This window comes from Halomonas sp. PAMB 3232 (genome assembly GCF_031954225.1).
Taxonomy (GTDB): domain Bacteria; phylum Pseudomonadota; class Gammaproteobacteria; order Pseudomonadales; family Halomonadaceae; genus Vreelandella.
In genome coordinates this window covers 2,776,310-2,800,914 of record NZ_CP134865.1, presented here as the reverse complement: position 1 = coordinate 2,800,914, position 24,605 = coordinate 2,776,310, and the positions used below count along the sequence as shown (strand labels likewise).

The 24,605-nt window shown below is 62.9% G+C and carries 18 protein-coding genes; 8 read left to right on the top strand and 10 right to left on the bottom strand.

Features of this window, described 5'->3' with window-relative positions; genetic code table 11:
- Positions 1-111: 111 nt before the first annotated feature.
- Positions 112-1,182 (top strand): helix-turn-helix domain-containing protein, encoded by a 1,071-nt coding sequence (locus RN346_RS12825; protein ID WP_311961324.1) that lies wholly within the window; start codon positions 112-114, stop codon positions 1,180-1,182.
- A 17-nt stretch (positions 1,183-1,199) separates the two neighbouring features.
- On the opposite strand, the gene RN346_RS12820 is transcribed toward RN346_RS12825, so the two are convergent.
- Positions 1,200-2,135, bottom strand: a complete 936-nt coding sequence (locus RN346_RS12820; RefSeq protein ID WP_311958467.1) for a cation diffusion facilitator family transporter — start codon at positions 2,133-2,135, stop codon at positions 1,200-1,202.
- A gap of 180 nt (positions 2,136-2,315) precedes the next feature.
- Here RN346_RS12820 and RN346_RS12815 point away from each other — a divergent pair, with 180 nt between their 5' ends.
- Positions 2,316-3,155 carry an alpha/beta hydrolase gene (locus RN346_RS12815; protein WP_311961323.1) on the top strand — a complete coding sequence of 280 codons (840 nt, stop codon included), beginning with the start codon at positions 2,316-2,318 and terminating at the stop codon, positions 3,153-3,155.
- 77 nt (positions 3,156-3,232) lie between these two features.
- On the opposite strand, the gene RN346_RS12810 is transcribed toward RN346_RS12815, so the two are convergent.
- The 3 genes from RN346_RS12810 to RN346_RS12800 all read right to left on the bottom strand — a co-directional run bounded on the left by RN346_RS12810 (position 3,233) and on the right by RN346_RS12800 (position 7,101).
- Positions 3,233-5,161: a TRAP transporter fused permease subunit gene (locus tag RN346_RS12810; RefSeq protein ID WP_311961322.1), complete on the bottom strand. Its 1,929-nt coding sequence runs from the start codon at positions 5,159-5,161 to the stop codon at positions 3,233-3,235.
- A 54-nt stretch (positions 5,162-5,215) separates the two neighbouring features.
- Entirely contained in the window at positions 5,216-6,244 is a 1,029-nt protein-coding gene (locus RN346_RS12805) for a TAXI family TRAP transporter solute-binding subunit (RefSeq protein WP_311961321.1), read from the bottom strand.
- Between the two features lie 71 nt (positions 6,245-6,315).
- Positions 6,316-7,101, bottom strand: a complete 786-nt coding sequence (locus RN346_RS12800; RefSeq protein ID WP_311961320.1) for a GntR family transcriptional regulator — start codon at positions 7,099-7,101, stop codon at positions 6,316-6,318.
- Between the two features lie 155 nt (positions 7,102-7,256).
- Between RN346_RS12800 and RN346_RS12795 the strand changes: the two genes are divergently transcribed.
- On the top strand, positions 7,257-9,032 hold the full coding sequence (locus RN346_RS12795; RefSeq protein WP_311961319.1) for a gamma-glutamyltransferase family protein: 1,776 nt from the start codon (positions 7,257-7,259) through the stop codon (positions 9,030-9,032).
- Positions 9,033-9,092: 60 nt separating this feature from the next.
- Here RN346_RS12795 and nirD read toward each other — a convergent pair whose 3' ends face one another.
- The 3 genes from nirD to RN346_RS12780 are packed head-to-tail and all read right to left on the bottom strand — an operon-like array spanning position 9,093 to position 13,335.
- Positions 9,093-9,473 (bottom strand): nitrite reductase small subunit NirD, encoded by a 381-nt coding sequence (gene nirD / locus RN346_RS12790; protein ID WP_311961318.1) that lies wholly within the window; start codon positions 9,471-9,473, stop codon positions 9,093-9,095.
- 32 nt (positions 9,474-9,505) lie between these two features.
- Positions 9,506-12,010: a nitrite reductase large subunit NirB gene (nirB, locus tag RN346_RS12785; RefSeq protein WP_311961317.1), complete on the bottom strand. Its 2,505-nt coding sequence runs from the start codon at positions 12,008-12,010 to the stop codon at positions 9,506-9,508.
- 2 nt (positions 12,011-12,012) lie between these two features.
- Positions 12,013-13,335, bottom strand: coding sequence for an FAD-dependent oxidoreductase (locus RN346_RS12780; RefSeq protein ID WP_311961316.1), 1,323 nt, complete (start codon positions 13,333-13,335; stop codon positions 12,013-12,015).
- A gap of 648 nt (positions 13,336-13,983) precedes the next feature.
- Between RN346_RS12780 and RN346_RS12775 the strand changes: the two genes are divergently transcribed.
- Together RN346_RS12775 and cobA are read left to right on the top strand one after the other, a co-directional pair.
- The gene (locus tag RN346_RS12775; RefSeq protein ID WP_311961315.1) at positions 13,984-16,716 is read left to right on the top strand and encodes a molybdopterin-dependent oxidoreductase; all 2,733 of its coding nucleotides are present in this window, start codon (positions 13,984-13,986) and stop codon (positions 16,714-16,716) included.
- A 13-nt stretch (positions 16,717-16,729) separates the two neighbouring features.
- Positions 16,730-17,572 carry a uroporphyrinogen-III C-methyltransferase gene (cobA, locus tag RN346_RS12770; RefSeq protein ID WP_311958461.1) on the top strand — a complete coding sequence of 281 codons (843 nt, stop codon included), beginning with the start codon at positions 16,730-16,732 and terminating at the stop codon, positions 17,570-17,572.
- Here the strand turns inward: cobA and RN346_RS12765 are convergent.
- Entirely contained in the window at positions 17,537-18,775 is a 1,239-nt protein-coding gene (locus RN346_RS12765) for an MFS transporter (protein ID WP_311961314.1), read from the bottom strand. The genes cobA and RN346_RS12765 overlap by 36 nt on opposite strands.
- Before the next feature lie 151 nt (positions 18,776-18,926).
- On the opposite strand from RN346_RS12765, the gene dkgB reads away from it, so the two are divergent.
- Positions 18,927-19,739 carry a 2,5-didehydrogluconate reductase DkgB gene (gene dkgB, locus RN346_RS12760; RefSeq protein ID WP_311961313.1) on the top strand — a complete coding sequence of 271 codons (813 nt, stop codon included), beginning with the start codon at positions 18,927-18,929 and terminating at the stop codon, positions 19,737-19,739.
- Positions 19,740-19,745: 6 nt separating this feature from the next.
- Here dkgB and RN346_RS12755 read toward each other — a convergent pair whose 3' ends face one another.
- Entirely contained in the window at positions 19,746-20,441 is a 696-nt protein-coding gene (locus RN346_RS12755; protein ID WP_311958458.1) for a response regulator transcription factor, read from the bottom strand.
- Positions 20,442-20,594: 153 nt separating this feature from the next.
- On the opposite strand from RN346_RS12755, the gene RN346_RS12750 reads away from it, so the two are divergent.
- Together RN346_RS12750 and RN346_RS12745 are read left to right on the top strand one after the other, a co-directional pair.
- Positions 20,595-21,095: a molybdopterin-dependent oxidoreductase gene (locus RN346_RS12750; protein WP_263586455.1), complete on the top strand. Its 501-nt coding sequence runs from the start codon at positions 20,595-20,597 to the stop codon at positions 21,093-21,095.
- Between the two features lie 23 nt (positions 21,096-21,118).
- Positions 21,119-23,371, top strand: coding sequence for an ATP-binding protein (locus RN346_RS12745; RefSeq protein WP_311961312.1), 2,253 nt, complete (start codon positions 21,119-21,121; stop codon positions 23,369-23,371).
- On the opposite strand, the gene RN346_RS12740 is transcribed toward RN346_RS12745, so the two are convergent.
- A complete protein-coding gene (locus tag RN346_RS12740; RefSeq protein WP_311961311.1) occupies positions 23,332-24,525 on the bottom strand; it encodes an EAL domain-containing response regulator in 1,194 nt (397 codons plus the stop codon). The two genes, RN346_RS12745 and RN346_RS12740, sit on opposite strands and share 40 nt — an antisense overlap.
- Positions 24,526-24,605 lie beyond the last annotated feature (80 nt).

The following is a 24,605-nucleotide window of genomic DNA, read 5'->3' as shown; positions in this document are numbered from 1 at the left end:
CGTCTCGCCTACAAGCGATGTAAAAGGAATGAATCTTGCTTGTTATTCGAGAGTAGAGAGCCTCATCCGAGAGCGGTATCGAAATTCGGCAAAAGTAGTCCGGACAGCGTAATGATAACCAGAGCAGCAACCAATAGCGCCACCGCGCGCAATCCTGTCAATCGCCCCGAGGTAAGTACCTTGGGGGCGCGGGCATTTGGGAGCCAACCCACCAGCTTCGCCCCGGTGCCCCATAATGGGCCAGCTATCCCTGCGTCTGCACCCAAGCGGCGCAGCATCGTCAGCCTTGAGGTCAACGAGCAGGCGCTCAACCTGACGCGCTGGGAGCAGGAGTACAACCAGTGTAGCGCCGGCCATTTTACCGGGCGGGTGGACGAGTGCTGCTTCGACGGCGTGCAGGTCATCAACGAATATACCCGCCTGGCGCTTCACCAGCACTGCGCGCCCTGGCACGATTCGCTGTGGATAGCGCTGCCGGTGCGTCACGAAGGTGTGCGCGTCGATGGGCAGTGCGTCGAACGCAACGAGGTCATATGGCGCATGGGCAGCCGCGCGGTCGAGCTGATGACGCCGGAACACTGTGATCTCATGAGCATGGTGGTGCCGCTCGAGGCGCTTGCCACGCTTGCCGAGCGCGAAGGGGTGGATCTGGCGCACTTGAACCGGGCCTCGACGCCGCGCCTTGCGATCGATGATCGCGATATCCGCTGGTTCACCGACCAGGTCACGCGCATTTTGCGCGAGGACAGCGCAGGCTCGAACGGCCTGCCGGAGCAAGAAACGCTGCTTCACGGCGTGATCACGCTGCTGGGGCACGCGCAGCTGGATACCCGCGCCGCGCCCAGCTACGCACGGCGGCGCGCGGTGGTCGACCGCGTGCAGGCGTATCTTAAAAGCGTTGAGCAGGCGCCGGTGAGTATTGGTACGCTTTGCAGCGTCGCCTGTGTGAGCCGGCGCACGCTGCAGTACAGCTTCGAGAGCATTCTGGGCATCAGCCCGGTTCAGTTTCTACGCGCCACGCGCCTCAACGACGTGCGTCGCGAGCTGCTGTCTCAAAGCGGCGCCACCATTTCGGATGTCGCCGCCAACCACGGCTTTTCCCACTTCAGCCAGTTTGCCACCGACTATAAAAGCCTCTTCAACGAGCGCCCTTCGGATACGCTCAAGCGTCGGCTGCATTAGCGTTGGGGCAATTTCGCCTAATGAATTTGGCGAACCAACAGCCCGCTGGTGGGCGCGGCCCAGCGGGTATCGACGGTAAAGACGACGTCGCACACCGCGGGCGAATAGTGGCGGCGCACCTGCTCATCGACCCGGTCGCGTAGCTGGTCCTGGGTGGTGAGCGACATCGAATCCTCTTCCCTGGGCAGCACCACGTGGACCATCACGTACAAGAGCCGCCCCGGGCGCACGATGCGCACGCGCACCTCCAGCGCCTCGACGCCTTCGAGCCCTTGGGCCACGGCCGCGCGAACCGGCGCCGCGACCTCCTCCGTAGGGGCCTTGTTGACCAGCTCACCGAGTGCCTGGCCCGCCATGCGCACCGGCACGCCCAGGCACAGCAGCACCACGGCGATGACCAGAATCGAATCGACGTAGGGCAGAACGCGCTCGAATTCCAGGTACTGAAACAGCATCACCAGACAAAAGGCCGAGAGCACCGCCGCAGAGATGATACTGTTCACCACCCAGTTGAGTTTGTCCGCAGCGACCAGCGGGCTTGCGACATGGCGCTCGCTTTTATGCATCACCCAAGCGGTCAGCGAGCAGACGAGCGTGGCAAAGACGGCGTAGAGCACGGCGATGCCCGCCGCGATCTCCCGCCCGCCGGTCAACAGCGCCGCTATGGCGTCCACCAGCGCAAAGATCGAGACTCCAAAAATCAAAAGCCCCTTGCACAAATTGACCAGCGACTCGAAATAGCTGTAGCCGAACGGATAGGCGTCGCTGTCCGGCTGGCTCGCCAGCCGGCTCACCTTGATGGTGACCAGCGCCACCACGAAGTAGATCAGGTTGAAAAGCCCGTCCAGCAGGATCGCCTGCGAGTTGGTGGCAAGCGTTGCAACAATACCGACCACGCCGATCAACAGCGCCATCAAGGCGGAAAATCCCAGAGTACTCGCTTCTGTCTTCACCGATGCTGGCTCTCCTGTGGCAACGTTGGCGACAATTCGACTCCGCCTCAGCATAGCAATTTTCCCGCCCGGCGACGTTTTGGAAAGCTTTTGGGAGTTGTACTAGCCTTTCAAGACAAGCCGTTAGCACGTTCAACCACGTGTTCAGACGACTGTTCAACCAATCTGGAGGGTGACTCGATGCCGCTTTTGAACGCTGGAACCGAACAAGGAACGCCGGTCGAGCTCTATTACGAAGTCCACGGGGCGGGTAAGCCCGTCGTCCTGATCCACGGCTGGCCGCTCAGCTCCCGCTCCTGGGAGCCGCAGGTGCCGGCGCTGGTCGAGGCGGGCTACAAGGTGATCACCTATGACCGCCGCGGTTTCGGCAAATCCACCCAGGCCGACGGTGGCTACGACTACGACACTCTGGCGGCGGATCTCAAGAAGCTGCTGGATGCGCTCGACGTTCACGACGCCACGTTGGTCGGCTTCTCCATGGGCGGCGGCGAAGTGGCGCGCTACATCGCCCACTACGGCACCGAGCGCGTCAGCAAAGCGGTGCTGGCCGCCGCCGTGCCGCCGTACCTGTACAAGACCGATGATAACCCGGAAGGCGGCCTCGATGACGCAACCATCAACGAGTTTCTCGACGGCGTTCGCGGTGACCGACTGGCGTTTTTGGAAGACTTCACCAAAAACTTTTTCACCGCCGGCGACAAAAGCGACCTGGTCAGCGAACCGAATCGTCAGTATCACCGCGACATCGCGGCGTTTGCCTCGCCGAAAGCGACGTTCGATTGCGTCAAGGCCTTCAGCTACACCGACTTTCGCGAGGACTTGCCAAAGATGAAGCTGCCCACACTGATCATCCACGGCGATGCCGATGGCATCGTACCGCTTGAGGTCAGCGGAAAGCGTTCAAGCGACATGCTTCCCGATGCCAGGCTCGAAGTGATCAAGGGCGGCCCCCACGGGATCAACGCCACCCATCCCGACGAGTTCAACGAGGCGCTGATCGCGTTTCTCGACGACGAATAAGAATAACCGGTCAAGACAACCAGGCGCCGCCCATCGGGCGGTGCTTTTTTGATGGCAAGTCATGAAACGTGCACGGCTCAGCCAGGCTGTAGGCGTCTGGCTTTTATGGTCCGCTGCGCCACCAGGATGATCACGATGACGCTACAGCCGATCATGGTGCCCAGTGCCCCCGGTATCAGCGTCAGCGTAGCAGCCACAAGAAGCAGCAGGCGAACGGGCCAGGACGTACGGGTGAACCCTTGGCCAACCATTGCCACATTGAGCGCCGCCAGCGCCAGGGCGCTGATGAATGTGACCAGCAACTGATCGAGCCAATTACCTTCCAGCATCAGCAGCTCCGGTCGAGCGACGAAAAGAAACGGCAGGAAGAAGCCCGGTAGCCCGATCTTGACCGCCTGCATGGCAGTGATGAAGTAGGGCGCCTCTGCGATGCGCGCGGCGATCAGGGATGCCACCGCCACCGGCGGAGTGAGCGCCGAGAACACCGCGAAATACAGCACGAACATGTGGGCGGCCATCATGCTTACGCCCATGTCGATCAGCGCCGGGGCGGTGAGCAGGGCCACGAGAATATAGGCCGCCGAGGTCGGAAGGCCCAGCCCGAAGATCAAACAGGCCACCGCCGCGATCAAGAGTAGAACGCCCAGATGGCCGTCGGCAATGCTCAGCATCAGATACGAAAGCTTCTGAGCGAAGCCGGTAGCGGTGAGCACTTCAACGAAAATGCCGATGACCGCGACGATTACCGCGATGGTCGCCCCGCTGAAGCCGCCGTCGCGAAGCCCGTCCACGATACGCGCCGCCGCCGCGCCCACGCCTGCAAGCGGTGTGCGGTAATGGCGCACTGCGCTGCTGATCAGTTCCAGCACGACAATCGCTAGGCACCCGTAGCCCGCGGCATAGGCGGGCGGCATACGGCTGACCAGCAGATAGACCAACAGGGCGATGGCGATGAGAAGGTGCCCGAAGCGCGCCAGCAGTACCTTGGCTGGAGGCGCTTGGGTATCGGTGTCGTCGCGGGTAGGTCGAATGCCGTCTCGCGCCGCCTGCAGATGAACGGCGAGCAACAGATAGAAGTAGTAGAGCGCGGCGGGGATCGTGGCAGCCAGGATGACCGCGTCGTAGGCAAGCCCGGTGACGCCCACCATCAGAAAGGCGGTCAGGCCCATCACGGGGGGGGTCATCTGCCCGCCGGTGGACGCCACGGCTTCCACTGCCCCGGCGAACGAGCCTTTGAAGCCGGTACGCTTCATGGTAGGGATGGTCATCGTGCCGGTACTGGCTATGTTGGCCACGGTGCTGCCCGAAATCATGCCCATGAAGGCGCTGGCGAGCACGGCGATCTTCGCTTGGCCGCCTCGGGAGTTGCCAGCGAGCTTGGTGGCGAATCCCATGATGAAGTCGATGCCGCCGGTGGATTTCAAGAGTCCGGCAAACACCATGAAGATGAAGATGGTACCGGCAGAGAGTTCGGTCAGCGAGCCCAGCACCCCCTGGAAGTTGGGGATCGACGCGTAGGAAACCAGCCGTTCGAAGCCCATTCCCCCATGGTAGAGCAGCTCCACGGGAATGAGATTGCCGAAATAGCCGTACAGCAGGCCCAGAATGCCGATGATCGGAATCGTTGCGCCCCACTGTTGCCAGGCGGCGGCGAGGCTGACCGCAATCAGCAGACAGCCCACCACCACATCCGCGCGTTCGGGCCCGAACACTCGATCGGTGATCAGCCCCTGGTATTCGATCAGGATATATCCCATCGCGTAACCGGCCACCGCGAAGCAGACACCGTAGAGCGCGCGCATCCAGACGCGGCGGGTCTCGCCCAGGGCGGTGGCAAAGATGATCAACAGTGCAAGCCCCAGGTGCAGCGCTTTGAACTGGCCCGAAGGCAGGTAGTACTTGAATACTTGAGTGAGGTGGGTGACGACCATTACCAGCGTCAGCACAAGGACCAGATTGGCGGTATTGAGATATCCGCGCTTTGTATCGAGCAGCTTAGGAGTCATGGTGACGAACTTCGCAAGGTAAGAGAGTGCCGCCCTCGGGCGGCACGCGTCGGCTTAGGCGGAGACCGGGTCGGCGATGGTCAGCTCATCACGCCATACGCCCTGCTCTTGGAAGTAGCGCGCTGCACCGGCGTTCACCGGGTAGCCGTTCAGAAGGTACTCCACAGCGAATTCGATACTGACATCCTGAAGCTGCGAGCCGATACGGCGCACCTGCTCGGCGTTGTCGAACACTGCCTTGCATACCGCGTAGACGTCATCGTCCGAGACGCTAGGGTGGGTGGCCAGCAGTCCCGAGATCGCCGGCATCAGCATGTCACCGTCCACCTTGTCCCACTGATCGCTTGATACCGTGGTGGAGAGAAGACCGGGGTTGATCTGCTGCGCGCGCGCGAGCACTTCGGGATCGATGGGCAGCACGCGAAACGCGACGGTGCTGTCGATCTCGGCCAGTGCCGGCGAAGGACGCCCGTTGGTCAACGTAGAGGGAATGGCGTCCACCGCGCCTGACTGGAAAGCGCTGAAGGTGTCGTTCCAGGAACCGTAGGTCCAGTCCACCTCGTCGGCGACGCCGGCCGCGTCCAGAATCGTCTGGTGCATGATGGCCGTCGCCCCGCCGGCAGTGGACGGCATCACCCGCTTGCCCGCCAAGTCGGCCAGCGAGTGGATGTCGGAATCGGCGCGCACGATCAGCGGAATGTTCCACACGGTGTAGGCGAACACCTGGCGGGCGTCGATCGGCTCGCGAAAGGGGCGTTCGCCCTTGGTGGCCGGCGGCCAGTCGGTAGAGGTGGTCTGACCGAAATCGATCTCCTGACGGCTTGCCATCACCAGGTTTTCAGCGCCGCCGGAGGTCGCAAGCGTGGTCGAGCGCAGCTCGCTTTCGCGTTGAACCGTTTGGGCGAGGGCCTCGATGATGATATAGCCCGTAGAGCCCAGACTCGCCGAGCCCCAGCGAAGTTCACGGCGGGGCGCGGCCTGCAGGATGCCCGGGAAAAGGGCGATACCGACCCCCAGGGCGCCTGCCTTGAGCAGCTGTCGGCGGCGGAGATCGATCAGTGAGGGAAGTTGTTTCTCTGTCATGTCATCACCTTTTTTATAGGGAAGAGGTGCCTCTTCAAGAGGTCTGGGGAAGTGACGGATCAATTGAATGATTACACGCGGTGATCCTGAACGGCCTGATTGCTGAGCTCTATGTCACGATGGCCGGGCTGGATCTCGAAGCGCTGGAACGTGGTCGGACGGCCTTGGCTGGTGTAGCCGCGCACGCGCCAGAGCATGCCCTGGCGCACGGTGTCGCCTAGCGCAAGCGCGGTTCGCGCTTCGCTCGAAAATGCGTGGATGCCCAGCTGATGCTCGAAACGCGAGGTCAGGATGCGCTTGGTCTGGAACAGGTGTTCGTGCAGCGACAGGCCGTCGAACTCGCCGGCAGGCTTGTTCATGAGCGTGTCGGCATAGGCCAAGGGCATATAGAATTCGTTGTAGGTCCAAGGCTCGCCCTGAACCTGAACCCGACGCTTGATGACCGCGCAGCGTTTGGCGCCTCCCAGGAAATCCGCAACGTCCGCCTCGGGCGTGACCTCAAAAATGCCCAGGCCCTGCAGGGTCAAATCGAGCGGGCGACCCTGATCCATGAAACGGAATACGCGAATGTCCTCGAACTTCACTTCCGGGTCGCGAATGAAGGTGCCTCGGCCGTGTTCGCGCACCACGATTCCGTCATCGGACAGCGCCCTCAGTGCCTTTTGCAGAGTGCCAAGGCTTGCCGGCAGTTTCGCCGAAAGCTGTTGTTCGGAAGGAAGCTTGTCACCGGGAATGAGAATGCCTGTCTGCACGGCTTCCTTGATCGCGTTGTAGAACCGTGCGTACTTGGGTACCCCGATATGACTTGCATCGGCGAAATGGGGGAGCGAGGCTTCAACGATCTTTTCTAGTGTCATGGGCACATCTCGAGCCGAAAGCCTGTGGGCGGCGTGTCAATTTTAGAATGAGGATGTCGCGCTATAAATAGCTATATAGCTTTAATGATCCTGCCTGCAAAACGTGGTAGTTTCAAGCGCTAGACCCATCATTTTTAGAGTAAGGATTCCCCCTCATGCCGCCATTCACGACCCGCCCGGAGATCAAGGGCACCTTTGGTGCCGTTACCTCGACCCACTGGCTTGCCTCAAGTGTCGGCATGGCGATTCTGGAAAAAGGCGGCAACGCCTTCGATGCGGCGGTGGCCGCGGGATTCGTGCTGCAGGTCGTCGAGCCGCATCTGAACGGTCCGGGCGGGGAAGTACCCATCATCGCCATGCGCCATGATGATGACGCTCCCCGGGTAATTTGCGGCCAAGGCGTGACGCCCGCAAAAGCCACGCTCGGTGCGTTCGAAACGCTGGGGCTCAGGATGGTGCCGGGCACGGGTCTGCTGCCTGCGGTGGTGCCAGGAGCCTTCGATGCCTGGATGCTGCTGCTGCGGGATTACGGCACGCTTTCCCTGGAGGAGGTGCTCACCCCCGCGATCGGCTACGCAGAGTTTGGATTTCCGCTGCTTTCGCGAGCGGTCTCCTCGATCATTCCGGTGATCGACTTTTTCAAGCAAGAATGGCCAAGCTCCGCTGAGCAGTGGCTTGTCAACGGCGAGGCCCCCAGGGCAGAGGCGCTTTTTCGCTCGCCTCGGATTGGGGCCACCTACCGGCGCATTCTCAGCGAAGCGCAGATGGCCGGCACTGATCGTCAGGCGCAGATAGAGCGGGCGCGGGAGGTGTTCTACAAGGGGTTTGTGGCCGAGGCGATCGACACCTTCTACCGCCAGCCGGTAATGGACAGTACCGGCGAGAAGCACGCAGGCTTTCTCACCGGCGACGATCTCGCCCGCTGGTCGGCAACCGTCGAGCCCACTGTCAGCTATCGCTACCACGGTGTGGAGGTGCACAAGGCCGGGCCTTGGACCCAGGGGCCGGTGTTTCTGCAGCAGCTGGCGCTCTTGAAGGACACCGATTTCAGCGCCTTTGGCCCGCAGAGCCCGGAGTTCGTCCATCGTGTGGCCGAGGCCGCGAAGCTCGCCTTTGCCGACCGCGAGGCCTGGTACGGTGATGGCGGCCAAACGGTGGCGATCGAAACGCTCTTGAGCGATGACTACAACCGGGCGCGCCGTCAATTGATCGGCGAACGCGCCTCCATGGAGATTCGCCCGGGGCTCGAGGGCGAGGCGCATATCGCTTCCATCATGGCGCTTGCTGGCAGCGAACCGACCATCGGTCCCGGCGGCGGCGAGCCCACCTTCGCACCGCTGCCAAGCGTGGAAGGCGATACGGTGCACCTGGATATCGTCGACCGGTTCGGCAACATGGTCTCTGCCACCCCCAGCGGCGGCTGGCTGCAAAGCTCGCCCAGCGTTCCAGGCTTGGGCTTTTCGATCTCCACTCGCGCGCAGATGACTTGGCTGACGCCGGGGCTTGCCAGCAGCCTGATGCCCGGCCGGCGCCCGCGCACCACGCTCACACCGACGCTGGTGACCCGGGATGGCAGGCCGTATCTCGCTCTGGGTTCGCCCGGCGGCGACCAGCAGGATCAGTGGAGCCTCACCACGTTGCTGCGCATCCTGCACTACGGCTTCGACCTGCAGCGCGCCATCGACGCTCCGCAGTTCCAGATTCGCCACTTTCCGGCGTCGTTCCATCCCCGTGAAAGCGTGCTGGGTCGGCTGTTGATCGAAGGGCGCTTTTCGCAGCCGACCCTCGAGGCGCTGCGCGAGCGCGGTCACGACGTGGCGCTTCAGGACGACTGGGCGCTGGGCCGGGTGTGCGCGGTCGCGCATTATGACGACATGGTTCACGCCGGCGCCTCGGCCCGACACATGCAGGGCTACGCGGTAGGGCGCTAGGCGCTAATATCCAGCGCGCGTCTGCGTCTCAGTTTTGTGTTTCGGTTCTGGGTTTTGGTTCTATGCCTCGATCCAGACCTGCTCACCTTCAAGGCGTACCGGCCAGGTGCGAAGTCGCACGCTTTCGTCCTCGAGACACTGGCCGTCGCTCAAGCGAAAGTGCTGCTTGTAAAGCGGCGAGGCGATCACCGGCTCAGCGTCGATATCGCCCACGATCCCCCGGCCGATCACGAACGCGTTGGAGAAGGGGTCAAAATGATCCAGCGCGTAGAGCTCCGGCATTTGGCCCGGCAGGTAGAAAAGCGCGATTTGACAGGGCTCGCCCTGGGGCGCATCAATCCAGGCGACCACGCCGGAAAACGCCACCAGATCGGCTCGTTGGCAAAGGGGCTGCCAGGCGGTCGCGGATACATCATTGAGCGTGAGAGCGGCTGGGGTCATAACGGTCTCCTTGAAAGACAATCGGTCGATGATCAGGCCGGGCGCAGTTGACCGCGCTCGGAGGTCATGATGATGGACGGGTCCGGGCGGGTGTCGTTGACGAAGCTTCGAAAGCGCTTGAGCTTGTCCGGGTCACTGATGGCGCCCGCCCACTCGCACTGATAGTTATCCACCACGGTTTGCATCTGGCGCTCGAGTTCCTCGCTCATGCCCAGGCTGTCGTCGAGAATCACTTCTTTCAGATACTCCAGCCCGCCTTCGAGGTTTTCCCGCCAGACCGAGGTGCGCTGTAGCCGGTCGGCGGTACGCACGTAGAACATCAGAAAGCGGTCGATGGTGCGGTAGAGGCCTTCGTCGTCAAGGTCCGTGGCGAAGAGCTCGGCGTGGCGCGGGCGCATGCCGCCGTTGCCGCACACGTAGAGGTTCCAGCCATTTTCCGTGGCGATGATGCCGATATCCTTGCTCTGCGCTTCGGCGCATTCGCGAGTGCAGCCGGAAACGCCGAACTTGATCTTGTGCGGCGCGCGCAGCCCCTTGTAGCGGTTCTCGAGTCGGATCGCCATGCCCACGCTGTCCTGCACGCCGTAGCGGCACCAGGTGCTGCCCACGCAGGACTTCACCGTGCGCAGCGACTTGCCGTAGGCGTGGCCGGTTTCGAAGCCGGCGTCAATCAACTCTGCCCAGATATCCGGCAGGTCCTCGAGCCGGGCGCCGAACAGATCGATCCGCTGGCCGCCGGTGATCTTGGTGTACAGGCCGTACTTCTGCGCTACCTGCCCCAGCACCACGAGCTTGTCTGGCGTGATTTCACCCCCGGCAATGCGCGGTACCACCGAATAGGTACCGTTTTTCTGCATATTGGCCATGAAGGTGTCATTGGTATCCTGCAGCGGAATATGCGCGGCGTCGGTAATCGGCTCGTTGAAGCAGGAGGCAAGAATCGAGCCGACGGCAGGCTTGCAGATCTCGCAGCCAAGACCCTGGGTGTGCGGATTGCCGTGCCTTTTCATCAGCTCGCTGAAGGTCTTGATGCCCTCCACGCGCACGATGTCGTAAAGCGCCTGGCGGGTATGGGCGAAGTGCTCGCACAGTGACGTGTCCACCTCGACGCCGCGGGTGGTCAGCTCATGGTCCACCACGCTTTTCAAAAGCGAGGCGCAGCCGCCGCAGCCGGTGCTGGCGCGGGTATCGCTTTTTACCGCGCCCACGTCGCTGGCGCCCGCATCAATGGCGCTGCAGATACTGGCCTTGGTAACGTTATGGCACGAGCAGATCATGGCGGTGGCCGGCAGCGCGTCCGGGCCAAGTGTGGGGGCCACGCCGCCTTGCGGCAGAATCAGCGAAGCGGGCTCCTTGGGAAGCTCGAGGGCGTTGGCGTAGTACTGAAGCAGGGTATCGTAGGCGCTATTATCACCCACCAGCATGGCGCCCAGAAGCTTCTTGCCGTCGCTCGAGACCACCAGTTTGCGATACACCTGCGTCAGCGGGTCGAGGTAACGGAACATGCGGGCGCCGGGGGTGCGATCGCCGTGGGCGTCGCCAATGGCGCCGACGTCCACGCCCATAAGCTTCAGTTTGGTGCTCATGTCGGCGCCGCCAAAGTGGGCCTCGCCGCCGGTGAGCGTGGTGGCGGCCACCTTGGCCATCTGATAGCCCGGCGCCACCAGCCCAAAGATACTCTGATTCCAGAGCGCCACTTCGCCGACGGCGAAAATGGCCGGGTCGCTGGTGCGGCAGTGATCGTCGATCACCACGCCGCCACGCTCGCCAAGCGTGAGCCCGCAGGCGCGGGCCAAGTCGTCCTGAGGGCGGATCCCGGCGGAGAACACGATCAGGTCGGTCTCGAGTATCTTGTCGTCCTGAAACACCAGGCGCAGCCGGCTCTGCTCGCCTTTTTCGATGCGCTGGGTGGCGCGCTCGGTCAGCACCTGCACACCGAGCGACTCGATCTTTTCCTTCAACAGCGCGCCGCCATCGGTGTCCACCTGCATCGGCATCAGGCGTGGGGCGAACTCCACCACCGCGGTGTCGAGGTTCAACCCGCGCAGCGCGTTGGCGGCCTCGAGGCCCAGAAGCCCGCCGCCGACGACCACGCCGTTGGTGGCGTGCTCGGCGGCGGCGCGGATGGCGTCGAGATCCTCCAGCGTGCGATAGACCAGGCATCCCGGCTCATCGCGCCCCTCGATCGGCGGCACGAACGGGTAGGAGCCGGTGGCGAGCACCAGATGGTCGTAGGCGTAGCGCCCCTGAGGGGTGATCACGTGCTTCGCCTCGCGGTCGATTTCTAGCACCTTTTCACCGCTTTTGAGCGTGACACCCTGAACGTCGTAATAGTCGGTGTCACACAGCGCCAGCGACTCGGCGTCGCGGCCGGTGAAGTACTCGGAGAGATGAACACGGTCGTAGGCGCGGTGGCGCTCCTCGCCAAATACGGTGATGGTGAGGTGCTCGCACGCGCCAGCCTCGACCAGCCGTTCGACCAGGTGATGGCCGACCATGCCGTTACCGATGATCAGCAGATTCTGTTTGGTTGTCATGGTTAAGCCGCCTCTTGGGTGGGGGAGGGGTGGGCGGTGTCCGCCGCTAAAAGCGTTTCGACGTCCGCCTGACCGAACATGAGCGCCGGGCGCGCTGTGCTGAGATCCGCTGCTTTGAGGGCCTGGTCGAAATACCACGGGCCCTGAGCGGTATCGCCAAACAGCACCGCGCCTTCGATGCGCCCGTTTTTGAGCAGCAGGCGGCGGTACTCGTTGGCCTCGGGGTCGCAGTAATAAAGGGTGTCGTGGGCGTCTTCGGGCTCGACGGGGCCGAAGGCGTAAAGGTCGATGCCGCTGATCTTGAGTCGGGTAGCAGTGGGCGCCTCAAGGTAAGGCGTGATGGGGGCGCCACTGAGCACCTGGGCGAGTGTCTCGACCTGGCGCCAGATCGGCTCGACCAGACCAAACGTATGCGACTGAAACTGGCAGCACTCGCCGAGCGCAAAAATCGCCGGGTGGGAAGTGCAAAGGTGGTGATCCACCAAAATCGCGCGCTCGCAGTCAAGCCCGGCGTGCAGGCCAAGCTCCCTGTTGGGCGTCACGCCGGCGGCGACGATGACGCTAGTGGCCTCGAGCGTGCGGCCATCTTCGAGCGTGACGCCGGCCACGCGCCTTTGGCCGTCGCTTTCGATCGCGACGATCGAGGCACCGGTGTGAACGTCGAGCCCGCGACGCGCCAGCACGGCGTGTAAAAGCCCGCCGGCCTCGGCGTCGAGCTGGCGGTTCATCAGCCAGGTGCTGCGGTGCAGCACGCTGACCTTCAGGACGTCGCCGCCACGTTTGCGCAGTCCTTCCGCGGCTTCCAGCCCTAACAGGCCACCGCCGATGACGACGCTTTTACCGCCGCGCCGAGCGATGGCGTCGAGCGCGCCGGCATCACCCAGGTTGCGAAAGGTGTGAACGCCGTCAAGCTCGATGCCGGGAATGTCGGGCAGCGTCGGCCGTGATCCGGTGGCGAGCACCAGCGTGTCGAAGGCGAGCCGGCCCCGGTCGGTATCGATGTGGCGCGCGGCGGTGTCGATGGCCAGCACCCGCTCATTCAGGCGAAGCGTAATGGCGTTATCCGCATACCACCGCGCGTCACGAAGCGTGATTCCATCGCGGCTCGTTTCACCGCTCAAAAGCGGCGAGAGCAGAATGCGGTTATAGGCGGGCACCGGCTCTTCGCCGATCACGGTGATGCGTGCTGGCCGGTCGGGCGCCTTGACCAGGGCTTCGAGCAGGCGGTGGCAGGCCATGCCGTTACCTATGATGACCAGGTGAGGCGATTCGCGGTCGAGCCGCTTTTCATCACGGCAAGCGTCTGGATATGTAAAAGAGCGCATGGGGCCTCCTTGTTCGGGGCGACGCCGGCGCGGGCGCCAAAAACGAAAAACGCCCCTAACGCCGCCGGTGAAAGCGGGAGTTAGGGGCGTCGTTGCCCAAATGGCGAATCAGGCGCGACATGCCTTCGTTGGCGGCGCGCTCCCATACTCAAGGCAAGAAACTCGCCAGGCGCACCAATAGCGCTTTTTCAAGCCGTTTTTCAGTGGCTTAAGTGTTTTCTGAGTATCCGTGACCGGTGATCGCTCAACGCCTGGTGCGCTCTTGTGGTGCGCGGGGCGTTCAGGCTGCACGTCAATGGCTCCATGCCTGCGTCCAGGATAAGTCGGACGCTCAAAAGCATTTTTTTCATCGATTTATAATGTAATTGTTTTAAAAGCGTTATTTTCCTTTTTCAGCGAGACGGCCCATGGTTTGCAGAGAAGAGGGGGAAACAAACATACAAATGTTACGGGCGATTTAGCGCACTCCAATAACAAGCGCGGCCCGACAACAACAAAGAGCGGCGACCAACAATTCCAAGCGCCGAAAGAACATCGTTAACGACGGCACCTGCTCGGTGTCCCTGAGACAACGGCGTCCAGGCAAGCTTCCAACGAGGCTTCCTGGGCGCTTTTTGCGTTTGGGCCAAATAAAACGCGGGAGATTCGATGCACAAAGCGCCAGGCAGTTCGTACACCGTATCCACCACCTGCCCCTACTGCGGCGTGGGGTGCGGCATCAACGCGACCGTGGAAGGCGGGCGCGTCTGCTCCGTCGAGGGGGACCCAGCGCACCCGGCCAACTACGGGCGGCTCTGCGTCAAGGGCAGCGCCCTGGCTGACACCCTGGGCGAGCAGGGGCGGCTTTTGCAGCCGCGCCTCGACGGCGTTCCCGCCAGCTGGGACCAGGCGCTTTCGGCACTGGTCGAGCGTCTCACCGCGCTGCAGGCGGCCCACGGACGTGACACCGTGGCGGCCTATCTCTCCGGTCAGCTGTTGACCGAGGATTATTATGTGGCCAATAAACTCTTCAAGGGCTTTCTCGGCACGCCGCATCTGGATACCAACTCGCGGCTCTGCATGGCCTCGGCGGTGGCGGGCTACAAGCGTGCCTTCGGCGCCGACGCGGTGCCGTGCAATTATGAGGACCTGGAAGAGGCGGAGCTTTTAGTGCTGGTCGGCTCGAATCTGGCCTGGAACCACCCGGTGCTCTACCAGCGAGTGAAGCTCGCCAAAGAGCGCAACCCGCTGATGCGCGTGGTGGTGATCGACCCGCGGGTGACCGATACCTGCGATATCGCCGATCTCTACCTCGGGCTCAAACCCGGCAGCGACGCCACGCTGTTCAATGGCTTGCTCGCCTTCATGGTCGAGCGCGGCCATATCGATCGTATCTATCTAGAGCGCCATACCGACGGCTTCGAGGAGGCGCTCAAAGCGGCGCAAAAGAGCGCCCCCAGCGTCGCGGAAGTAGCCGCAGCCTGCGATATCGATGCCGAGCGCCTCGAAACGTTCTACTACTGGTTCGCCCGCCATCTGCACGTGGTGACGCTGTACTCCCAGGGGGTGAATCAGTCCACCAGCGGCACCGACAAGTGCAACGCGATCATCAACGCCCACCTGGCCGGCGGCAAGCTCGGCCTGCCCGGTGCCGGGCCTTTTTCGATCACCGGCCAGCCCAACGCCATGGGCGGGCGCGAGGTGGGCGGGCTCGCCAATCAGCTCGCCGCCCATATGGATTATCACACGCCAGGCGCGCGCGACTGCGTGACCCGGTTCTGGGCGACCGAGTCGCTCACACCCCAGCTTCCCGAAGGCCCCGGTTATAAAGCGATCGAGCTGTTCGAGGCGATCGAGCGCGGCGAAATCACCGTGCTGTGGGTAATGGCGACCAATCCGGCGGTGAGCCTGCCGGACGCCGCGCGGGTGCGCCGGGCGCTTGAAAAGTGCCCGCTGGTGATCGTCTCCGAGTGTGTGGCGAACACCGATATGCTGGCGTTTGCGGACATCGTGTTGCCGGCGAGCGGCTGGTCGGAAAAGGACGGTACCGTGACCAACTCAGAGCGGCGGCTTTCGCGCCAGCGTGGTCTGCTCCCCGCGCCGGGACAGGCGCGCCACGACTGGCAGATCCTCTGCGACGTGGCCGGGCGACTGGGCTTTGGTGAGGCGTTTTCCTACGCCCACCCCTGGGAGATCTTCGACGAGCACGCCAGGCTCTCGGGCTTTGAAAACGAAGGCGCCACCCGGCGGCTTTTCGATATCTCGGCGCTGGCCGGGCGCGACCGGGCCGCTTATGATGCGCTGTCGCCGATTCAGTGGCCGGTCACGGCAAGCGCGCCCCGCGGCACGGCGCGGCTTTTCGAACAGGGCGTTTTCGCCACGCCAAACGGGCGCGCGAGATTCATACCCATTACGCCGACGCCGCCGCAGCAGACGCTCTGCCCGCGCTATCCGCTGCGCCTCAATACCGGGCGCATTCGCGATCAGTGGCATACCATGACGCGCACCGCCCGCGCGCCCCGGCTGATGAACCACCGCGCCGAGCCGTTCATCGAGCTACACCCGGCGGATGCTGAGCGGGCAGGGCTTAGTGATCAGGCGCTGGCGATTATCAACGCGAAAGAGGGTGAGTATCGCGGGCGCGTGCGGATTTCAAGCGCCCAGCGCCCGGGCGAGGTGTTCGTGCCCATGCACTGGAGTGATCAGTTCACCGGCGCCGGGCGCAGCGGGGCGCTGCTGGTCGGACGCACCGATCCGGTCTCCGGCCAGCCGGAAACCAAGCACGGCGCGGTCAACGTTGTCTCGCTCGAACCGGCTTGGCAGGCGACACTGATCCTGCGCGATGACGCCTTGCCGGAAGAGATGCCCTGGCAAGCGCTCGATTACTGGGCGCGTATCCCCATGGCCGGCTGCGTGCGTTTTCAGCTGGCGAGCACCACCCCGGTTCACGACTGGCCCGCCCAAATAGAGGCGTGGCTGGACACGCCCGCTACGCTTTTCAGCGAAGACGCGGCGGCGAACAGGTTTCGTGGTGCAGGTGTGTATAATGGCCGCCTGGCCTGGTGGCTCATGGTGGGCCCGCCCCGGGAGCTTCCCGGCACCGACTGGCTGTCGGCGCGGTTCAACGACCATTCGCTTACGTTTGAACATCGCCGCCGCGTGCTGGCGGGCTGCGACAGCGGCGCAGAGGATACCGGCCCGGTCGTGTGTAGCTGCCATCAGGTGGGCGAGCGCGTGATCAAAAAGGCGATACGATCCGGCGATGACAGCGTCGAGGCGCTGGGCGCGCGGCTTGCCTGCGGCACGCAGTGCGGAAGCTGCTTGCCTGAACTCAAATCACTACTGGAAGAGGAGCGGGGCCGTGCGCGTTTTGAACAAGCACCTGCGACACAAATGGCCTGAGGCGCTCGCGCGCGTGGGCAGGCACGTATGGTCCTCGGTGGCGCCTGCGAAAGAGCGGCAGTGCCTGCCGATACGCGGCGAGTGCGAGAAGGGCACGGTGTACCTGGTCGGCGCGGGTAGCGGCGACGTGGAGCTTCTCACGCTCAAGGCCGCGCGGCTTTTGATGCAGGCCGACGCCGTGGTTTATGACCGGCTGGTGGAAGACGACGTACTCGCGCTAATCCACCCCGGCGCCGAGCGCTACTACGTGGGCAAGAGCCGCGGCCACCACAGCGTGCCCCAGGCCGACATCGGCGCACGGCTGGTCACCCTGGCCCAGGCGGGCAAATCGGTGGTGCGCCTGAAAGGCGGCGACCCGGGCGTGTTCGGGCGCATGGGTGAGGAGCTTGCGAGCCTGGCCCAAGCGAACATCAAGGCGTGCATCGTGCCCGGCATCACGGCGGCCTCCGCGGCGGCGGCCAGTATGGGCATTCCGCTGACCGACCGCGGCCACGCTCAGCAGCTTCGCTTCGTCACCGCTCAGCTTTGCCGTGAAGGCGGCGCGCCGGACTGGGCCGCACTGGCGCGCAAGGACGAAACCCTGGTGTTCTACATGGGGCTTTCGAAAGTCGAGGCGATCTGCCAAAGCCTGCGCCAAGCGGGGCTGCCGGACGACTGGCCGGTCATGCTGGTGGCCAACGCCAGCCAGCCCGAGCAGCGCTCGCTTATCGGCACGCTCGAAAACATGCCTGCAAAACTCGCCGCACACCCGCTGCCGTCGCCGTGTTTGATCGTGGTGGGCAGCGTGGTCAGCATGGTGGCGACGAGCCCCGCGGCGCACTCAGCGGGCATCGTCGAAACGGTCGACCCGGCGTAGCGTCGGGAAGAGCTTCATCCAGGTGCCCACCACGGCGAGCGTGCCCACCCCGCCAATCAGCGCGGCGGGCACCGCGCCCATCGCCGCCGCCATGCTGCCCGCACGAAACTCCCCAAGCTCGTTGCTCGAGCCGATGAACAGCATATTCACCGCGTTCACTCGCCCCCGCATGGCGTCCGGCGTTGCCAGCTGAATCAGCGTGGTGCGCACGTAGACGCTGACCATGTCCGCGGCCCCGGCGACCAGCATGGCGAGCATCGATACCCAGAACAGATGCGACAGCGCGAACACCAGATTCGCCAGACCAAACACGGCAACAGAAGCGAACATCACGTGCCCCGCCCGGCGGGTGATCCCCTTCACGCCGAGATAGAGCCCCATCAGCAGCGCCCCAACGGCGATGGCGCTTCGTAGCGCGCCAAGCCCCTGGGCGCCGACCTGCAGCACTTCCTGGGCGTAGATGGGCAAAAGCGCCACCACGCCGCCAAGCAGCACCGCGAACAGATCCAGCGAGATGGCGCCGAGAATGATCGGCTGATGGCGAATGTAGGCGATGCCCGCCGAGAAGCGCTGCCAGGCGGTGCTTTCGAGCGCTTTCGCTTTCTCAACAAAACGCACCGGCACCCACAGCAAAAAGGCGAGCGCGACGATGAAGCAGCCCAGGCATACCGCGTAGGCCAGCCGCCCGCCGCCGAGTGCGTAGAGCCCCCCACCGAGCAGCGGCCCGGTGATCACGGCGATCTTCATGATCGAGCTGTTCAGCGCGATGGCCTGGGGCAACTGCGCGCGCGGCACCAGATTGGGCAGCATGCTCTGAAGCGTCGGGCCGGTGAACGCCCGCCCGCAGCCGAACAGCGCCAGTACCAGATAGATCGGCACCACGTTCTGCGGGTCGGTCTGCGCGATGAGTAACAGCAGCGCGCTGCAAAGCCCCTGCACGGCCCAGCTGAGCTGCAAAATGCGCTTGCGCGCGAAGCGGTCCACCACGTCGCCGGCGGGCAGCAGCAGAAGCACCATGGGAATGAACTGGGCAAGCCCGACGTAGGCCAGCGACATGGCATCGCGGGTAATATCGTACACTTGCCAAGCCACCACCACCGCCTGGATCTGCATGGCGAAGACCGCCGCCAGTCGCGACAGCAGAAAGCTCAGAAAACCGGGCTGGCGGTGAAGAGGCAGGGCGGCGTCGTCAGATGCGGGCATGGCGGGCTTTTCGTTAGCAGGCGAAGCGAGCAGTCTACCTCAACCGCGCACGGCGCGCCTGGGTCATGGGTTGAAGTCGACACAAGACGCCCCATATCTTCACTGCGTCGATGACACACGCATGTGTCTCACTGGAAAAGGATGACTGATCATGACCGCAAGCACGCTACCCAATCCCGGTTTCGGTACCTATCGCCTGGGAGGCGACACGCTCAAGCAGGGCATTCATACCGCGCTGGAAGCCGGCTACCGGCATATCGACACCGCCCAGTTTTATGGCAACGAATCGACCGTTGGCGAGGCGATTCGCGACTCGAGCGTCCCGCGTAGCGACATCTTTCTGACCACCAAGGTGTGGTTCGACCAGCTCGAACCGGCGGCGCTGAAGGCGAGCGTTGACGAGTCGCTTTCCAAACTCAAGACCGAGTACGTGGACCTTCTGCTGATTCACTGGCCGTCACCCAACGACGAGGTGCCGATGCGCGACTACCTCACCGCGCTCAAGGAAGTGAAGGCGGAAGGCAAGGCGCGCCATATCGGCGTTTCCAACTTCACCATCGCCCAGATCGACGAGGCCATCGACATTCTTGGCGAGGGCGAGATTCTCACCAACCAGATCGAAGTGCATCCCTTCCTGCAAAACCGCAAATTGGTGGATCACTGCAAGGCGAACGATATCGAAGTCACCGCGTTCATGCCCTTGGCGGTGGGCAAGGTAATGGAGGATCCGGTGCTCAAGCAGATCGCCGGCGTTCACGGCGTCACGCCCGCGGAGATCACCATGGCCTGGATCAAGGCGCGCGGGCTCGTGACCATTCCATCCTCCACCAAGGCGCGCAATATCGAAAGCAACATCAAGGCGTTCGACATCGAGCTAAGCGAGGCGGAAATGGCCGACATCGCCACCCTCGACCGCGGTGAGCGCATCGCCAACCCGGATATGGCGCCCGATTGGGATGAGTAGCGCGGGTTAGGCCGTTGGCACGCAGCTTTCCAGCCGATAGCCGGACTGATAGACGCTTCGCAGGCGCAGCCCGTGGCGGCCGTCGAGCTCCAGTTTGCGCCGCAGGCGGCTGACGTGGGTGTCGACGGTGCGAGTCGGCAGGTCCCCCTTCAACCCCCACACCAGCTCCAACAGGTGCGGCCGTGTGAGCGTGGCGCCGAGCTTGCTGAACAGTAGCGCGGCCAAACGGTACTCGCGCTCCGTCAGGTCCGCAGGTTCGGCGTTAAGATAAATCTGGCGCTGGTCGCTATCCATCGAGTAGGCATCGCCAATACTTGCGGCGGCCGGCGCCGGCGACTGCCAGGTGCGCCGGCCGAGCGCGTTGATTCGCGCCAACAGCTCTCTGGGGCGTAGCGGTTTGGCGAGAAAGTCATCGGCGCCTTGTTCCAGCGCCTGCACCACGTCCTCCTCCTGCTGGCTTGCCGTAATGAAGAGAATCGGCCCCTTCCAGCCATCGTGGCGGCGTAGATGCCCCACCACATCCATACCGCAGCCGTCGGGCAGCCGCCAGTCGATGATCAGAAAATCGAAAAGCTGCTGATCCATGTGCCGACGAAGCTCGCTTGCACGACCAAACAGCGACACCCGATGCTGTTCGACCGCCAGGCACTGCTCGATGTACGCCTGCTGATCCGGGTCGTCTTCCAATACACCAATATGCATGGGTGAGTCCTCGCTGTCTGGCTTCGCTCTCGGCCAAAAGACGTATCTGTCATCGCGCCGAGCATATCGACACAAAGGTTCACAGTTAGGCGTTGAGCGGCCGATCTATAATCAAGGCTTGGAGATCCGCGTCTTACCAGGAGTCTTGACACCATGCGCTACCCGGTCGCCCTTGCCCCCGCGTTACTGTTACTCTCTTTATCGGCCGCTGGCGAAAATCTTGAGCCGCCCAAGGGGCCCGTGCTGCTCGTCGTGTCGGGCAATCTCGACAACACCAACGTCGGTGACGAGGCGCATTTTGATCGCGCGATGCTGGAGGCGCTCGAGCAGCACGACACCCTCACGCATACGCCCTGGCACGACGGCGCGGTCAATTTTTCCGGCCCTTTGGGCCGCGCGCTACTCGAAGCCGTTGGCAGCGACAGCGACCAGGTGCGGGTCACGGCGCTCAATGACTACGCGGCGACGATACCGGTCAGCGATTTCTATCAGTACGATGTGATCTTTGCGATGCGCGCCGACGGCGAGCCGCTTCGCGTACGCGACCAGGGGCCGCTGTTCGTGATCTATCCCTTCGACGATGACCCGAATCTTTTGAACGAACTCACGCTCACCCGCTCGGTGTGGCAGGTCAACCGACTCGACATCGAGTAAGCCCATACGGGAAGACTGCCCCGATGAAGATACTCCAGCGCTACTTTTCCAATGGGGCCAGAATCGCCACGTTTTCGGCGATTCTTTTCTTTTTCTCGGCGCTGGCCACCGGTGGCATGATCTATTACCGCCAGTACGCGTTGGAAAATCGCCTGCTCGAAAATCTGCTCTGGTCCGCCTACCAGTTCGACCGCGAGGCGCGGGAGTTTCGGCTGGAGCTTTTACAGGCGGCCCCCGAGAGCGCCTCGGCCGAGGCGCTTTTGACCCGCTTCGAAATTCTCTATAGCCGGCAGATGCTGCTTCAACGTGGAGACATGGGCAAGGAGATCGACCAGGTCGATAGCCTGCGCACGCGGGTAGAGAATTCCCTAGTCGAGATCACGGCGCTGGATACGCTGCTGGAAGATCTGTGGGATAACCCGGAAGGCCTCTCGCCGGCGCTGCTTGAATCGCTGCGTGCTCGGGCAACGAGCCTGCAAGCGCTGACCGCGGAAGTACTGGTCGAAACCAACGCAAGCGTCGTGCAGGCCCGCACCCAGGAGCGGGAGAGCTTGAACCGGCTCTATGGGCTTGCGCTGATACTGATTACGCTGTTGATGCTTTCCGGTGCCCTGCTGGTGCGGGCGCTGGTGCTCGAGGGGCGATCGAATCTGGCCAAGGCGCGGGCGCTGGAAAAGCAGAGTCTGGAGCTCAACGCGACCGCGCAAAAGGCGGAAACCGCCAGCCGCGCCAAGTCGGAGTTCATGGCGATCGTCAGCCATGAAATACGCACGCCGCTCAACGGCATCGTCGGCATGGCCGATTTGCTCACGGATGAGGTAAAAACGCCGGCGGCCAACGACTATCTGTTGGCCATCAAGCGAAGCGCCGAGAGCCTTCGCTGCGCGATCAACGATATTCTGGACTACACCAAGATCGAGTCGGGCTATCTGGATCTCAACGCCCAGCCCTTCGATCTGCATCAGTGCATCGACGAGCTCTGCTCCGGTTACGCGCTGCAGGCGCAGGCCCGCGCCGTGGCGTTCGATGCTACCCAAGCCGACGATCTGCCGCGCTTTGTTATAGGCGACCGCGCACGCATCCGCCAAATTTTGATGAACCTGATCAACAACGCTCTGAAATTCACCGAGGAAGGGTTCGTCAAGTGCGCGGTGACCGCCTCGGCGCCGGGCATGGTCTGCTTCGAGATTCGCGATACCGGCTGCGGCATCAGCGAGCAGAATCAGGCCCTGCTGTTTTCAGCGTTTTCCCAGGTCGATACGTCGATGTCTCGCCGCCACGAAGGCACGGGGCTGGGGCTTGCAATCTGCAAGCGGCTGGTCGAGTCGATGGGAGGCGAGATCGGTGTCATCAGCGTGGAAAACGTAGGCAGTCGCTTCTGGTTCACGTTGGCGCTGCCTACCTGTGAGGCGCCGGAGGTTTACGCTCCGCAAAGCGAGCAATCCTGCACTATTCAAAACCGACACATTCTGGTGGTCGAGGATAATCCGCTCAACCAGACCGTCGCGTGCCAAATGCTCGAGCGGCTGGGCCAGCGCGCAAGCATTGCTGAAAACGGTGAGTCGGCGCTTGCCCTGCTGGCCAAACGGCGCGACGACATCGATCTGGTGCTCATGGATATGCAGATGCCAGTGCTGGATGGGCTGCAAACCACCGAGCAGTGGCGCGCTCGGGAACGCGAACACGGGCTTTCACCTCTGCCGATCGTCGCCATGACCGCCAACGTCATGCCGGAGCACCGCGCACGCTGTATGCAAAGTGGTATGGACGACATGATTCATAAGCCCTTTACCCGCGACGAGCTGTACCAGATGCTCTGTCGCCACCTATCGCCATCGCCTTTGTGTGAAGCGTCGAACGCGCGAACCGAAGAGGCGGCAAGGGCGAAAGAGAGGGCTTCTGCCGTGAGCTGCGTTGCCCAGCCGGATACCCGTGTGCTCGACCCGGATACCTGCACGGAACTCAAGGAGACGTTCGATGCCGCAGCGCTGAACACGCTTTTGACAACCTTTCTAAATCGATTGGACGAGCGCCGGGAAAAACTTTCGAGCCAGTTGGCCGGCAAGCGACGCGAGGCGTTTCAACAGGAGGCACACTCGCTCAAGGGGGCGGCGTCATCGCTTGGCTGTTCGGCCATCGCCGAGTGGGCAAGCCAGATGGAGCGCCGGGCGCTCGAGGCGCCCCTGAAGGAGTTGAACGACGGGGTGGCGCGTCTGCCCGCCTTGAAAACGTTGACTCAGCAGGTGCTCGAGAAGGAGGGGGTACTGGCGGGTTGAGCCGACTCGTGTGAGCGACGCTCCCCCAGCCACTGCTCAAAAGCCGCCGCGCTTTGCGGTCGGGCGAGGTAATACCCTTGCCCCATACTGCACCCCGCCTCGGTTAGCAGATCGAGCTGCACCTGGGTCTCGATGCCCTCGGCGACGACTTCGAGCCCCATGCGTTTGCCCAGATCGATCACGGAAAGCGAAATCGCGCGCGCGGCGTCGTCCTGCTCCATCAATGAGACGAAGCTGCGATCCACCTTGAGCTCGTCAAAGGGAAGTCGGTAGAGCTGTCTTAGCGAGGAGTAGCCGGTGCCGAAATCATCGAGTGACAAACGACAGCCCAGATCGCGCAGCGCCTCCAGTACGTGGCGCGCATAGTTCAAACACTCTATTCCCACCGACTCCGTTAGTTCCAGCGTCAGGCGCGCCGGCCCCGTGACGTAATGGCTTTTGAGTCGCTTGAACGACTCGATGACGCCTTCCTCCTTGACGAAATCCGCCGGGACGTTGACGGCGACGTTCAAAGCCCAGCCCTTGGCCTGCCAGCGGACCTGCTGGGCCAGCGCAAGTTCGAGCACCTGCCAGGTCAGCGCGCCTATCAGACCATGCTTTTCTGCCATCGGGATGAAGCTATCCGGAAACAGCAGCCCAAGCGTCGGATGTTGCCACCGCACCAACGCTTCGACGCCTTTAATAGCGCCCCGCTGCAAATCCTGCTGGGGCTGATAGACCAAAAACAGCTCGCCGCCCTCGAGGGCCTGGGTGAGGTCCTCGGCCGTTGGCATCCCGGCCTTCGCCTCGAGCGGTGAAAGAAACGCCGGCAGGCCGGTCAGGAAGCCGGACTTGGGCAAAAAGCCCAGCATTTGCAGCCCCTTCGCTCGGCCGGCGTCGATGGCGCGGGTCACGTTCTCGGAGGCGTTGGCGCTAATCAGCAAAATCGCCGCGTTCAGGCGCAGGTCGTAGAGGTAATCGAGAATATCGAGACCGGTAAACTCGCCAAGCTCCAGATCGAGGAGAATAAGCGTTGCCTCGAGCAGCGAGGGTTGACGAACCAGTTCACCTAAACTGCCCACCGTTTCGACCGCGAAACCATGCTGCTCCAGCAGCAGTTTGCTCAGTAGCTGGACGTCCCTGTCGTCATCGATTACAAGCGCCGTAGCGGCCATACCCTGTCCTTTGAACGTTGTTCGTTATTGAATCCAATCGGCTGATGTTTGAATAAATTCAGTGCCCGAGATAAATGAGC